Source organism: Streptomyces fragilis (genome assembly GCF_003112515.1).
In the GTDB taxonomy this organism is placed as follows: domain Bacteria; phylum Actinomycetota; class Actinomycetes; order Streptomycetales; family Streptomycetaceae; genus Streptomyces; species Streptomyces fragilis.
The window spans coordinates 327447-341405 of the sequence record NZ_BEVZ01000008.1 but is presented as its reverse complement, the minus strand read 5'-3'; the positions used below and the strand labels follow the sequence as shown (position 1 = coordinate 341405).

At 75.2% G+C, this 13959-nt stretch carries 8 protein-coding genes and 1 pseudogene; 2 read left to right on the top strand and 7 right to left on the bottom strand.

Annotated elements, in window-relative coordinates; all coding sequences use genetic code 11:
- Window positions 1–39: 39 nt before the first annotated feature.
- The gene (locus Sfr03f_RS26055) at window positions 40–1023 is read right to left on the bottom strand and encodes a LysR family transcriptional regulator (protein ID WP_170145158.1); all 984 of its coding nucleotides are present in this window, start codon (window positions 1021–1023) and stop codon (window positions 40–42) included.
- A gap of 147 nt (window positions 1024–1170) precedes the next feature.
- Here Sfr03f_RS26055 and Sfr03f_RS26050 point away from each other — a divergent pair, with 147 nt between their 5' ends.
- Complete coding sequence (locus Sfr03f_RS26050) at window positions 1171–2631, top strand: MFS transporter (protein ID WP_108956598.1); 1461 nt, start codon at window positions 1171–1173, stop codon at window positions 2629–2631.
- A 73-nt stretch (window positions 2632–2704) separates the two neighbouring features.
- Here the strand turns inward: Sfr03f_RS26050 and Sfr03f_RS26045 are convergent, their stop codons facing one another.
- Together Sfr03f_RS26045 and Sfr03f_RS26040 are read right to left on the bottom strand one after the other, a co-directional pair.
- The gene (locus Sfr03f_RS26045; RefSeq protein WP_108956597.1) at window positions 2705–4177 is read right to left on the bottom strand and encodes an FG-GAP repeat protein; all 1473 of its coding nucleotides are present in this window, start codon (window positions 4175–4177) and stop codon (window positions 2705–2707) included.
- A 208-nt stretch (window positions 4178–4385) separates the two neighbouring features.
- A complete protein-coding gene (locus Sfr03f_RS26040) occupies window positions 4386–5360 on the bottom strand; it encodes a helix-turn-helix transcriptional regulator (RefSeq protein ID WP_108956596.1) in 975 nt (324 codons plus the stop codon).
- 168 nt (window positions 5361–5528) lie between these two features.
- Here Sfr03f_RS26040 and Sfr03f_RS26035 point away from each other — a divergent pair.
- Window positions 5529–6212 (top strand): annotated as a pseudogene (locus Sfr03f_RS26035) (alpha/beta fold hydrolase); the annotation flags it as partial.
- 181 nt (window positions 6213–6393) lie between these two features.
- Here Sfr03f_RS26035 and Sfr03f_RS26030 read toward each other — a convergent pair.
- From Sfr03f_RS26030 to Sfr03f_RS26005, 4 genes are all read right to left on the bottom strand, one after another.
- The gene (locus tag Sfr03f_RS26030) at window positions 6394–7746 is read right to left on the bottom strand and encodes a phosphatase PAP2 family protein (RefSeq protein ID WP_108956662.1); all 1353 of its coding nucleotides are present in this window, start codon (window positions 7744–7746) and stop codon (window positions 6394–6396) included.
- A gap of 164 nt (window positions 7747–7910) precedes the next feature.
- A complete protein-coding gene (locus tag Sfr03f_RS26025) occupies window positions 7911–9848 on the bottom strand; it encodes a serine/threonine-protein kinase (RefSeq protein WP_108956594.1) in 1938 nt (645 codons plus the stop codon).
- A 167-nt stretch (window positions 9849–10015) separates the two neighbouring features.
- Window positions 10016–11779, bottom strand: a complete 1764-nt coding sequence (locus Sfr03f_RS26020) for a PP2C family protein-serine/threonine phosphatase (protein WP_108956661.1) — start codon at window positions 11777–11779, stop codon at window positions 10016–10018.
- 961 nt (window positions 11780–12740) lie between these two features.
- Complete coding sequence (locus tag Sfr03f_RS26005) at window positions 12741–13913, bottom strand: PP2C family protein-serine/threonine phosphatase (RefSeq protein WP_108956593.1); 1173 nt, start codon at window positions 13911–13913, stop codon at window positions 12741–12743.
- Between the last annotated feature and the right edge of the window lie 46 nt (window positions 13914–13959).

Sequence of the window (13959 nt, the reverse complement as noted above, 5' to 3'; positions counted from 1 at the left end):
ATTCCACGCTACCTCGGCGACCCTCCCAGCGGCCTCCGGCTACGCACCGCGGCGGTCGGGACCGTCCCGCTCGCTCCGGTCGTCCCGCTCGTCCCGGTCGTCCCACAGGCTCTCGACCACGCGTGACGGGCCGCCCGCTTCGCGGACCCGGTCCATCGCCACGCGGACGAACGCCCGCAGCCGGGCCGTCTCACGGCCGGTGGGCCACACGAAGGCGTAGTCGATGCCCGGTGCGTCCGTGAACGGCCTGAACACCAGGCCCGGCCGGCTGTAGTAGTGCGCGCCGGCCGCGGCCACCGGGGTCACGCCCTTGCCCGCGAGGACGAGGGAGAGCGCGTCCTCCCAGTGCGTCATGGCCTGCCCGTGCGGGATGGGCCGTCCCGAGGGGGTCAGCCGCGGGAAGTGGTAGTCCAGCCAGTGCCTCGGCGCGCTCCCGCCGACCGTCAGCAGTGTCGCCTCCGCCAGGTCCTCCAGGCTGACCGCCTCGCGTCGCGCGAACGGGTGCGCGGACGACATCAGCAGCATCCTCGGCTGGGACACCAGCACCGGGCCCAGCGTCAGATCGGGTTCGGTCATCGGCGGTTCGGTGATCTGGACCTCGACCTCCCCCGCCCGCAGCGGACCGAAGGGGTCCGATATCTGCACCTGCCGGATCTGCACGTCCACCCCTGGATGCCGGCGCCCGAACGCCTCGGCGACGCTGTGCAGCAGGTGGCCCGTGAACGCGCCCGAGAAGCCGATCCGCAGCGAGCCGGTGATCCCCCGCCCGGCCGCCATGGCCCTGGTGACGGCCTCCTCGACCGCCCGCCACGCGGGTGCGAGATCGGCCCTGAGCTGTTCCCCGATGGGGGTGACGGCGACCTGGCGGCTGGTGCGGTCGAACAGCCTGGCGCCGATGCGCCGCTCCAGCCGGGCGACGGTCCGGCTGACCCTGCTCTGGGAGACGCCCACCCGCTCAGCGGTCCGTCCGAAGTGCAGTTCCTCCGCGAGGGTCAGGAAGATCTCGATCTCCTGGCGTTCCATCTCCGCGTCTCCCGCGCCGTCGTCTCCGCGACCTCGAACGATGAGCCCGGCGAATCGATCGTTGCACAGACCGTCCTTGTTGCGCAGGTCTCCGCTCCCGAAGCTGGGCGGGTCAGCCGTATCGTCGACCTCAGGAAGGACAGCCGCATGGCCGTCACCGAGTCCTCTCCCCCCGCCCACGCCGCGGCCCCGCCCGGGGACGCCGCCGGCGTGGCCGCCTTCGCGGCGCGCGAGTGGCTGGTGCTGATCACCCTGTGCTGCGCCACCTTCATGTGCGGCCTGGACTTCTCCGTCGTCACCGTCGCCCTGCCCGAGATCGGCACCGCTCTCGGCTTCTCCTCGGCGGGCAGCCTGCAGTGGGTGGCCACCGCCAGCCTGCTGCCGTCGGCGAGCCTGCTCCCCCTGTTCGCCCGGGTCGCCGACCTGATCGGCCGCAAGCGGCTGTTCACCCTCGGCGTCGCCGTGTTCACCCTCTTCTCGCTCGGCGCGGCTCTGGCGGACAGCCCCGGCGTGCTCATCGCGACCCGGGTCGGCCAGGGCACCGCCGCCGCCATGATCGCGCCGGCCGCCATCGCCCTGCTGACCGGCTACTTCCGGGAAGGGCCCAAGCGCGCCCGCGCCCTGGGCCTCAACGGGGCCGTCATGTCGCTGGGCTTCGTGCTCGGCGCGCTCGGCGGCGGTGTCGTCACCAGCGGCCTCAGCTGGCGCTGGACCATGGTGGTGCTGTGCGTGATGGGCGCCCTGGCCCTGGCCGGCGCGCCGGCGCTCCCGTCGATCGAGGAGTCGGGCACCGCACGGCGGATGGACGTCCCCGGCGCGGTCCTGGCCACCTGTGGTCTCTTCGGCCTGGTCTACGGCATCTCCACCGGTGGCGACGAGGGCTGGAGCCGCCCCGGCGCCCTCGGTCCGATCGCCGGGGGTCTGGTGCTGCTGGCCCTCTTCCTGCTGGTCGAGCGGCGCCACCCGGAACCGTTGGTGCCGCTGTCGGTGCTGGGCCGGCCGTCCGTGAAGTGGTCGGGGCTGCTCGGTGTCATCACCTTCGGCATGTGTGCCGGCACGACGGTGCTGCTGAGCCTGTACATGCAGGACGTGCTGGGCTTCACCGCCCTGCAGGCGGGGCTGAGTTACCTCGGTGAGGGTGTGGCCGCCACACTCGGCGGCATGTACGTCGCCCGGCTCCTCGGCCGGTTCGGCGGCGTGCGGGTGCTCGCGGCGGGTCTGCTCGTCCAGGGCGTCGGGACGGTCGCGATGTTCGCCCTGCCCCAGGACGTGGACCTGGTCGCCCTGCTCGTCACCTCGTCCGTCATGGGCCTCGGCCACGTGTTCAGCGTCGTCTCCTTCATCACGGTGATGACCACGGGGGTGACCGAGGAGGACCAGGGCGTCGTCGGCGGTCTGTCGCAACTGCCGCAGTACGTCGCCGCGATCGGCGTCTCGGGCCTCGGCGCGATCGCCGCCGCCCGCACCGGCGCCCTCACCTCGGGCGCCACCCCGTCCCGCGCCGCCGTCCTGGGCGGGCTGCACGCGGGCATGGTCACGGCCGGTGTCGTGGCCCTGGTGGGCGCCGCGCTGACCGGTGTCCTCCTGCGCGGGCGGACCACGGCGTAGACCCGGCCCTCACCGCGGACAGCCGCGGCGCCGCCCGGCCCGGGCGGCGCCGGTCATGGCCGAGGACGGGACCTCAGGTCCAATGCCGGGGATCCAGGCCGAGCGGCCCCGGCTTCACGGACCGCACCGCGTCGGTGCGGAAGCCGGAGGTACCGCCGGGGATCAGCCAGAGGCCCGGTGTGCTCCTGACGTAGTAGCCGACGGCCCGGGCCACCACGTCGGCGTGCCGGTCGCCGTCGACGTCCAGCAGCGGGAAGGTGGCGGCGAAGTTGTCCCGGCCGGACGGGTACCGCTCGCCGGGGACGCCCGGGGTGTCCAGGTCGACGACAACGGCGCGGGAGGGGTCGGGACCCTCGGGGGTGCCCGGGACCAGCGTGACGCGGCCGCTCCTCCGGTCCTCCCCGGGGCTGTTGACGACCAGGTCGGGGTGGCCGTCCCCGGTCACGTCGCCGGTGCCGGCGTCGCTGCCGAAGCGGTCACCGTGCTCGGAGTCTCCGGGGACGCCGGGGGTCTCCTGGTCGAGGGTGACCGTCTTCCGGCCGGTGCCGAGGCCGCCCTCCGCGCCGTACACGACCGTCAGCCGCCCGGCGGTCGGGTGGCGGTCGTAGTCCACGCGCCGGTCGCCGTGGACGAGGAGGTCGGTGCGGCCGTCGCCGTCCACGTCGCCGGCGGCGGGAACGGTCGGCCCGTCGGCGACCTGGTTGTCCGGGTCCGGCGGGTACCGCGCCGGCTCCGGTCCGCCGGGGCCGCCGCGGAAGTAGGTGTCGACGGGCACGAACTCCGGCTCGTCCTGGTCGGGCACGGGCGTCTGGGTGGTGGTGAACAGCAGGTCGTCGTAGTCGTCGCCGTCGAAGTCGCCGGCGGTCAGGGCGCCCCCGACGGTGTTCCACTCCTGGCGGACCTCGCGCGCCGGGGCTCCGTCGCGGCCGAACGGGCCGTACGCGATCCGGCCGGGACGGGGCCGCACCCCGGGGTCGTGGGAGACGCGGCCGACGCCGCCGTCGATCAGGTCGGGGTGGTCGTCGCCGTCGACGTCGGCGACCGCGGCCAGGTGGAAGTCCCCCTCGGCCCGCACCGGCACCGGGTCGCCGAGGCCGTCGCGCCCGCCGTGCAGGATCACCGCCTCGCGCGCGCCGCCCGGCCCGGGGGCGCCGCCCGGGTTCGGGTCCCGGCGCGCGGCCAGGTCCGTGTAGCCGTCGCCGTCGAGGTCGGCGCGCAGCAGCGGGCCCTCGAGGCCCGCGAAGACGCGGTGGCGGGCGGTGTCCAGGCCTCGGCGTGAACCGGGGACCACCACCAGCCGGTGGCCCTCGGGCTCGCTCCGGAGCTTCGGGTCCTCCGCGACGACGGTGGTGGCGAAGTCGTCGTAGCCGTCCTTGTCGAAGTCCCCGAGGGACCGGTCGCCGTGGCCGTTCCGGTCCCGTGGGGCGGGAGGCCGCTGGTCGTCGTCGCCCCGGCACCCGGCGAGCGAGAACACCGCGACACCGGTCAGGGCGACGGCCGCGCGGAGGATCCGGCGGATCCGGCGGGTCCGGGGCGAGCGGCTCATGCGTGCCTCCTGGGAGATTGCCTGGCCGGAGTAACACCCGCCGGGCACGGCCGCCGGTTCCCGCCCGGAGATCACAAGTGGGTCCCGGAGAGCACCAGCTCCGGAGATCAGCAGACCCCGGGGATCAGCAGGTCCCGGGATCAGCAGGCCCCGGAGATCAGCAGGCCCCAGGGATCAGCAGGTGCCGGGGATCAGCAGGCCCCAGGGATCAGCAGTCGGTGAGGGGGGCGGCCACGGCGGCGGTCATCCGGGCGGCGAGTGCCGCGATCTCGGCCCGCAGCTCCTCCCCGCCCTCGACGCGGAAGGCGAACGGCACCCTGGCCAGCCACTCCTGCGCGTACATGGCCGGGTTACGCGTGCTGCCGACCAGGACGCACCCGTCGTCGTCCAAGGGCTCCAGCCTTCCCATCGGCGGGTGCACGAACGGGGCCACCTCGGCGAGGGGCGCGTCGAACACCACGCGGGTGGCGAACGCCCAGCCGACGCCCAGGTTCCGCTCCAGCACCGCCACCGGGTCGAGGTCCTTGGGCGGCGTGAAGGCGTGCCGGGTCCGCCGGACCGCGCGGATCCGGTCGACCCGGTAGGTGCGGACGGCGTCCGCGCGGTGGGAGTGGCACAGCAGGTACCAGCGCCCGTGGCGGACGACGAGGGCCCAGGGGTCCACCTCGGCCTCCCACTCGCGCCCCGACTCCCCGCGGTGGGTGAGCGACACCCGGTGCCGGGACACGACGGCGTCGACCAGTTCGCCCGAGACGGCCGGGTCGGGGCGGGCGGAGTACGGGTCCGGGGCGGCCGCGGCGTACTCCCGCAGCTGCGCCGCCTGCCTGCCGACGCCGTCCGGCAGCGCCTTGACGACCTTGCCCAGGGCGACGCCCACCAGGTCGTCCGCGTCGGCCGCCGCGGGCTGGGAGCCGAGCACCGCCATCACCAGGCCCAGGGCCTCGGCCTGCGTGAAGTGCACGGGAGGCAACCGGGTGCCGCGGCCGAGCCGGTACCCGCCGCCCGGTCCGCGGGCCGATTCCACGGGGACGCCCGCCTCCCGGAGGATCTCCACGTAGCGGCGCGCGGCACGTTCCGTGACGTGCAGCCGGGCCGCGAGTTCGGCGGCCGTGGTGCCGGGCCGGGCCCGCAGCATCTCCAGGGCGCGCAAGGCCCGCGCGGTGGGGCTCAGTTCATTCACCACACCGGCAGGCTAGTCCGGGGCCCGCACGCGCCCCCGTCCGGAGGGCCCGCGTGCGTCCGCCCGGCATACCGGCAGGGGAACGTCCGGATCTGCTCGTACGGTGACGTCGACGGCCTCGGGGACGACTTCCGCTAGGCCCGTGCGACCACCTCAGGGAAGGCACCCTTCATGGACATCCTGCTCATCGGCGGACTGTGGCTCGACGGCACCGCGTGGGACCGCGTCGCGGCGGAGCTGGAGGTGCTCGGCCACCGCGCCGTGCCGGTCACGCTCCCCGGCCAGGGGGACGGCGCCGCCTCCGCCACGCTGGACGACCAGCTGGCGGCGGTGCTCGCCGCGGTGGACGCGGCGCCCGGCCGGCCGTTGGTGGTGGGGCACTCCGCCGCCTGCACCCTGGCCTGGATGGCCGCCGACCGGCGGCCGGAGCGGGTGGCCCGGGTCGCGCTGATCGGCGGCGCCCCCACCGGCGACGGGCAGCCCTACGCCGACCTCTTCGAGGTGAGCGACGGCGTGGTGCCCTTCCCCGGCTGGGGCCCGTTCGACGGCCCGGACGCCGCCGACCTGGACGAGGAGGCCCGCAAGGCCTTCGAGGCGGCCGCGGTGCCGGTGCCCGAGGGCGTGGCCAAGGGTGTGGTGCGGCTGACCGACGAGCGGCGGTTCGACGTGCCGGTCGTGCTGGTCTGCCCGGAGTTCACCCCCGCGCAGGCGCGGGAATGGATCGACGCCGGCAAGGTTCCCGAGCTCGCCCGGGCCGGGCGGGTCGGCTTCGTCGACATCGACTCCGGTCACTGGCCGATGCTCACCCGGCCCGCCGAGCTGGCCCGCCTCCTGGCCGCGGAGGCCGCGAAGGCCGCGGAAGCCACGAAGGCCCTGGCTGCCACGGAGCCCGTGACAGCCACGGAGACCGTGACAGCCACGGAGACCGTGACAGCCACGGAGACCGTGGCCGGCACGGAGGCCGTGGCCGGCACGGAGACGGCGGCGGACACGGCCGGCTGACGAACGGGGCGGCCCGGCCGGTCGGAGCCGTCGGTCAGACCGCTTCCGGGTGCGGGGTCGAGGCCGGCCGGGGACGGGGGACGGACGGCGGCCCGCCCGCCGGGGGCGCGGCGGGCCCGGCCCACCGGCCGACGGTCCGGACGTAGCCGACGACCACCGAGGCCGTGACCAGCAGCAGGAGCGGTCCGGCGACCCACGGGTACGCGGCCATCTCCTCCGGCAGCCACCGGTAGGACACCAGGAGCGCGACGAAGACCGCGGCGCCGTGGACGGTCAGCCGGACGCCCGGCCGGCACCAGCCACGGTCGTGGGCCCGCAGCGCCGCCTCGATGGTGAGCGTGAACACCACGCCCGCGAGGAGGTCCACGCCGTAGTGGTAGCCGAACCCGAGCGTCGCGCAGAGCGTGGCGACCAGCCAGAAGGTCCCCGCGTACCGCAGGGTCCGCGGGCCCCGGCGGGAGTGGATGAAGATCGCGGTGGCCCAGGCGGTGTGCAGGCTGGGCATGCAGTTGCGCGGCGTGATGCCGTCGAACGGCATGGGCAGCGGGGAGCCGGTCGGCGGCAGCGTGCGCGGCCAGAGGTCGGCGACGGCCCAGGGCTCGCTGGGCGGCATGTGCGGCGCCCACAGGCTGACGGACTCCCAGTGCGCGGCACCGGTGCCGTAGGCGAAGACCGGGCCGACCACCGGGAAGATCATGTAGCAGGCCGGTCCGAGGAGGCCTATCACCGTGAACGTGCGCACCAGGTGGTGGCGCGGGAAGCGGCGCTCCACCGCGACCCGGCGCAGCTGGTACAGCGCGACGACGACCGCGGCCAGTGCCAGGTTGCCGTACACGAGCTCGAGGACGTTGAAGCCGACCGGGCCGGTCGCGGTCACCAGCCGTCCGGCCAGCCAGGACGGGTCGCCCAGCGCGTGGTCGGCGGCCGCCAGGTACTGGTCGAGGACCAGGGGGCGGGTCTCGGAGGTGATGAGCAGCCAGGTGTCCCCGGTCTTGCGTCCGGCGAGCAGCAGCAGTCCCAGCCCGACGCCCTTGAGCAGCAGGACCCGCTCCCGCCCGGTGCGGCGGGTGACCGCGACGACCGCGAGACCGAGGATCACCCACAGGGCGCCGTTGCCGAAGGGGTGGCCGCCGCTCGTGCCCGCGCCGACCGCCCAGCGCAGGACGAGCAGCACCACGTCGACGCCGACGGCCGCGCCGATCGCGACGAAACGTTCCCGCCAGGTCAGGACCACCAGCGTCAGCGCCAGGGCGGAGTAGAGCAGTCCGCCCGAGTCCGGTGGGTACACCAGCTCCCGTGCCTGGCTGGCGAGGGGCCCGGGTATGCCCAGGTGCCGGGCGGCGACCTCGAGGGCGACGAGGAACCCGAGGGTCACGACGGCGGCCACGCCCCAGAACCACGCCGGCGGCCGGCGCCGCCCCTCGACCTCGCCGCCGTCGGCTCCGCTGCCCAAGCCCCGAGACACCCTCACGCCCTCGCTCCGTCCCCCGTTACGTATCGCGCGAGCGAAGCACGGGCCATCCGCGCAGGTCAAGAGCGCCGCCGGTCGTGCTAGCTGTCCTCCACCGGCACGGCGTCGCGCCAGACGGTGACGTCCAGGGTGACGTAGTGGCTGGAGCTGCTGCTCGGCGACCGGCCGACGAAGGTCACCAGGGCGATCAGACCGCTCCGGGTGGTCGCGCACAGCTGCCTGCCGCGGGAGAGCCGGTCGACGGAGATCGTCTGCGGGAGGAAACGGGTGTCCGCCTTGCACGCCTCCAGGGAACCCTCCGTCTCCTTGTCCAGCAGGACGAGTTCGGTGGTGTAGTGCCCGAGGTGGCAGTCGGTGAACGAGCAGCCGAAGTACAGGTCGTCCTTGTTGTTGTACCGCGGGGCCAGCGGTTCGTCGCTGAACACGAGGTGGTAGCCCTCGGGCAGGTTCACCCCCTTGTGGACCTCCGGGTCCGGGGTGGTGGCCTCGCGCGGCGTCCCGTCCCGCGGGTCGGCGGGCGCGGTCGCCCCGCCGGACGCGGCGGCGGCGCCGGTGCGCTTCGGGCCGGCGTCGGTGGAGGGCGCGTCACCGCGCCCGAGGTAGCCGGCGAGCGCGGCGACGGCCAGGGCCAGGACCCCGCCGAGGACACCGAGGACGACACCCGCCCTGCGCCGTCGGGGCGGCGGACCGGTCACCCCCGGAGCGGAGGGCCCGGCCGGCCAGCCGGACCCGTGGGCGGGCGGCGGGGTGGGGGAGGCGCCGTGCGCCGGGGTGCCGGGTCCGGCGCCGTACGCGGGGGCGGTGACGGTCGGGCCGTACGCGGGTGCCGCGGCGGTCGGACCGTGCCCCGGGGCCGCGGCCGCGGGCGCGGGTGTGTGCGGTGCGTGCGGCGTGTGCGGGGCGGATCCGTACGCGGGGGCGGTCCCGGTCGGCGCGTAGGCGGAGCCCGCGGGCGGTGTGGCCGGCGCCTGGAGTCCGGCGGACACCGCGGTCGGCGGGTGCCGGGGCAGGTCGGGCGCCGTCACCGGGTGCTGCTCCGGGGCGGCGGAACGCCCGGACTCCCCGGCCGGCGCCGTCCCGGGTCCCGTCGAGGGCAGCGGTGCGGGGGCGGCGTAGTGCCGGTTGATGGCGGTGGTCAGGGGGCCCGGGAGCCAGTCCTCGGGGCGGCGGAGCTGGGTGAGGTCGGAGGCGGCGCTGCACAGGGCGAGGACCTCGGTGAGCGAGGGGCGCGCCTGTTCGTCCTTCGCGAGGCAGCGGCGGACGAGTTCGTCCAGTTCCCCGGGGAGCCCGGTGAGGTCGGCCTCCTCGTGCACGATCCGGTACAGCACCGCGTGCGACGGTCCCTCCCCGTGCGCGGCCCGGCCCAGCGCGGCGAAGGCCGCGACCTGACCGAGGGCGAACACGTCGGACCGCGGCCCCACGGTGCGGCCCGCCGCCTGCTCCGGCGACATGAAGGCGGGCGTTCCCACGGTGACGCCGCTGCCGGTCAGCGCGGTGCTGTCGGCGGCACGGGCGATGCCGAAGTCGATGACGCGGGGGCCGTCCCCGGCGAGCAGCACGTTGGACGGCTTGAGGTCCCGGTGCACGATGCCGGCGCCATGCACCACCTGCAGGGCCTCGGCGACCCCGGCGGTGAGCAGCAGCACGGTCGCGGCCGGCAGCGGCCCGTGCTCGGCGACGGCGGACGCCAGGGTGGGTCCGGGCACGTAGGCGGTCGCCAGCCAGGGCCGCGGGCCCTGGGTGTCGCTGTCGATCACGGGCGCCGTGTACAGGCCCTGCACCCGTTCGGCGGCGCGCACCTCCTGGGCGAACCGCCGCCGGAACTCGGGGTCCTCGGCGAACTCGGGCCGGATCACCTTGAGCGCCACGGGCCGGCCGCCCGGGGTGTGGGAGAGGTACACCTTGCCCATGCCGCCCGCACCGAGGCGGGCGGTCAGCCGGTAGCCGCCGACCGCTGTCGGGTCGTCCGCCTCCAGCGCCTTGAACATGCCGTCGGCGGATATGCCCGCACCGTTCATCGATCCCCCCGGAACGCCTGTCGCTCAGCAGCGGGGGCAGCCTAACGCGAAGCGGAACCCCGGGCACGGCCTCGGCGGAGCGGGCGGGAACCCCCTCGGGCGCGCGGAGCCCGCCAGTCGCGCGGGGCCCCTCAGGCTGGCGGGGCCCCTCAGGCGCGCGGGGCCCCTCAGGCGGGCGGTGCGGCCGGGTCGGCGGACGACGACAGGTGGCACAGCAGCAGGCAGACGTCGTCGTCGCGCTCGGAGTCGTGCAGGAGCGGCTTGAGCAGGGCGTCGGCCGCGGCCTCCGGATCGTGCTCCAGTTCCGGTGTGGTGAGGGTGCCCAGGGTGCTGCCGAGCCGGGCGATGCCCGGGTCGATGCCCTGGGAGCGGCGTTCGACCAGGCCGTCGGTGTACAGCGCCAGGGTCGAACCGGCGGGCAGTTCGGCCTGGTGATCCGCGTAGACGTAGGGCACCGGGATGCCCAGCATCACGCCCGGCTTGGCGTGCAGGACCCGCACGACGCCGTCGGGGTCGCGCACCACGGCGGGCGGGTGGCCGGCCGAGGCCCAGGTGATCTCCCGCTCACCGGGCCGGAAGCGGGCGATCATCGCGGTGGCGTACAGGTCCGGCTGCAGGTGCCGGAGCATGCCGTGCAGGCGCGTGAGGATCCCGGCGGGGCTCTCGTTCTCCACGGCGTAGGCGCGCAGCGCGGTGCGCAGCTGGCCCATGACGACGGCGGCGTGCAGTCCGTGCCCGGTGACGTCGCCTATGACCGTCAGCAGGCTGCCGTCGGGCTGGAGGAAGGCGTCGTACCAGTCGCCGCCGATGTTGAGACCGCTGGTGGCGGGCAGGTAGCGGGCGGCGAGCAGCATCCCGGGCGGGGAGGGCAGCTCGGTCAGCTGGGCGCGCTGCAGGGTCTCGGCGGTGTCGCGGTACTGCTCGTGACGGCCGGCGTTGTCGAGGGCGATGCCGACGCGGCGGGCCAGCTCGACCAGCATCACCGAGGCGTCCGGGTCGAAGCGCGGGCCCGGGCAGGTCAGGGTGAGGACGCCCAGCGGGTGGCGCGCGCCCAGGGGTATGGCGAGCAGCGGGCGGTGCGGGAACAGGGCGGACGGCGGGAGGTCGTCCACCCCGGGCAACCCGCCGGGATGCCCGGCGGCGTGCTGCGGGCGGCCGGTGCGGGCGGCGGTCACCGCGGCGGCGGGATGGTCCCGGATGCCGCGGGGGTGGTCGTCGTCGTTCTCCTCGTCGAAGAGCCAGACGTCGAGGTGGTCCGCGTGCTCGGGCACCAGCAGGTCGGACAGGCGGCGCAGGATGACGGTCCGGCTGAGCGACGAGGTGATGGCGGCGCTCGCGTCACCGAGGAAGGTCAGCAGGTGCCGGGCCCGCTCGGCCTCGGCCCGGGTGACCCGTTCGGCGTCCAGCAGGTCGCGCTGCGCCGTGGCGGCGGCCTCCAGGTCGGAGTGCAGCGCCACGACGCCGAGGTTGGTCCGCTCGAGCTCCTCCCGGTGCAGGCCGACGAGCTGTTCCTGTTCGTCCAGGAGGCGCAGGACCACCTCGGTGTCCTCGTCGGCGCTCAGCAGCGCCTCGGGCAGCGGCATCCCGTTCTGCGGGATGCCGTCGGCGGGCGGCCTGGGAAGCGGGCAGGAGACGGTGCACCCGTCGTCGTCCACCGGCGGCTCCGGGGAGCCCGACGGCCGCACGAACGCCTCCAGCCGGGCGGCCCCGTTCCCCTCGGCGAGGGCCCGGACGCGGAGCTGGAGTTCCCAGCCGCTGCCCTCGGCGAGACAGCGGCGCAGCCGGGCGGTCAGCTCGGTGACGAAACGGGCCCGGTCGCGCGGCGCAGCCCCCGCCTCCAGGGCGACGCCGGCGGCCGCGGCGCGGGCCAGCGCCGCGTCGGCGACGGAGGTGACCGGCCAGGTGTCCCGCCTGGCCGGCCCGGGCTTCACCGCGGCCTTCTTCCGCGGCGCCCCCTTCGGCCCCACGGCCTTCCCGGCGGCAGCCGCCTTCCGCGCGGAGGGCGGCGTGGCCGCCGGCTTCCGGGACGGTGACTCGGCCACCACGGCCTCCCCGCCCGAGGCCTGCGAAGCCGCCGCCTTCCGCGCGGAGGTCTGCGGAGCCGCCGGCTTCCGGGACGGTGACTCGGCCACCACGGCCTCCCCGCCCGAGGTCTGCGCGGCCGCCGCCTTCCGCGCGGAGGTCTGCGGAGCTGCCGCCTTCCGCGGGGAGGTCTGCGAAGCCGCTGCCTTCCGCGCGGAGGCCTGGGCAGCCGCCGGCTTCCGGGACGGTGACTCGGTGGCCACTGCCTCCCGGGCAGAGGGCTGCGAAGCCGCCGGCTTCCGGGCGGAAGGCTTCGGCTGCGCGGCTTTCCGGCCCGAGGGCTGCGAAGCTGCCGCCTTCCGGGCGGAGGTCTGCGCGGCCGCCGGTTTCCGGGACGGTGACTTGGCGGCCGTGGCCTTCCGACCCGGGGACTGCGGAGCCGCCGGCTGCGGAGACGGGGGCTCGGGGGCCGTAGGCTTCCGGGCCGGGGACGCCGGCGTCGTGGCCCTGCGGCCCGTACGCTGGGGAGCCGGCGGTTTCCCGGCGGAGGTCTGGTGGGCAGGAGCCTGCGGCGTCAGGGGAACCCGGGGCGACGGCAGACCCGCGGCTTCCGCGGCCGGCGGCCCCTTCTGCGGGCGGCCGGTCGTCATGCGCGCCCCCGGACCCGGGGACCCGGCCGGCAGACGGTCGGCTCGCGGCCCGCCCGTGCGGGGCTGTCGAGTTCCGCCACCTGCATCGTCTCCCTGCTGCGTACGACCATGGCCCGACCGGATGGCACACCGCAGACAATTATTGCCACAAGACAACTATCGACGCGAGTATCCGCACCGGGGACAACACCCGATCCTGCCCCCCGTAGGGGCCTGTGAATCACGCGTCCTCCTGCCTCCCGTGCCAGTCAAGACACACGATCAGGGCATCGTCGTCCGGCAGACGCTTGCCGCGGTGGCCGGTGAGCTCCCGCAGGATCGCCCGCGGCACCTCGGCGGCCGGCAGCAGCCGGGTGGACTGGATCGCTCCGGAAAGCGCCGCGTCCCCGTACGTCTCGCCCTTCGGGGAGGCGACCGCGTGCACCCCGTCGCTGACGAAGACCAGCCGGTCCCCCGGGAGCACCTGGAACTCCTGGGCGATGTAGTCGGTCTCCTCGAACATGCCCAGGGGAAGCTGCGCGTCGAAGGTCATGTGTTCCACGACGCCGTCCCGCAGCCGCAGCACCTGGGGCGAGCCGGCGTCCACGACCCGGGCCCGGCCGGTGGCCAGGTCGAAGTCGAGCATGAGGACGGACAGGTAGCAGCGTCCCTGGTAATGGGCGTAGACGGCGTGGTCGGCCAGGGCGGCCTGGTCGGCGATGTCGAGTCCGCCCCGGCGGGCGTTGCGCAGCGCGTTGATGGCCAGGTTCGTCAGCAGCGATGCCTCGATGCCCTCGCCCATGCCGTTGGTCACGTACAGCGTCAGACGGTCCGCGGTGGCCGACCAGTCGAAGTTGTCGCCGAAGATCGCGTAGGCCGGCTCCAGCTGGGCGCCCAGTTCGTACTCGGGCCGGGCGCAGGCCCGGCCGGGCAGCAGGTGCCACTGCATCTCGGCGGCCAGGGTCAGCCGGTCCTTGCGGCGTGCCTGCATGAACAGGTCGGTGTCGCGCTCGGCGACGATCACCTCGTGGCCCAGCACCTCGGCGATCTCGGTCAGTTCCTCCTCCCAACGACGGACGGCGTCGTCGTCGGGAAGGGTCACGGACAGCACTCCGAGGCGGTCACCGCGCACGCTGACCGGAAGGTGCAGGCGTCTTCGCCCGTCGCGCGCCTCCTCGCAGTACGGCCGCTGCGAGCCGAAGGCGCGACCGCCCGGACTGTTGTGCACCGGGACGGGTTCCAGCGTGTGCGGCAGGACCGACACCGGCTGCAGGACGCTCAGACCGTAGTCGGCCATGAACAGCTCGACGTCCAGCGCGTCGTACTGAGCCATCAGTACGCCCCGTGCGGCGTCGAGCAGCGCGTGCGGCTCGGCTCTTCGCAGAGCACGTTCAGCGGCCACAAATCTATGCATAGGGAGATGTTCACCAATCTTTCGCCGGACGGCACAACCGTCCTGC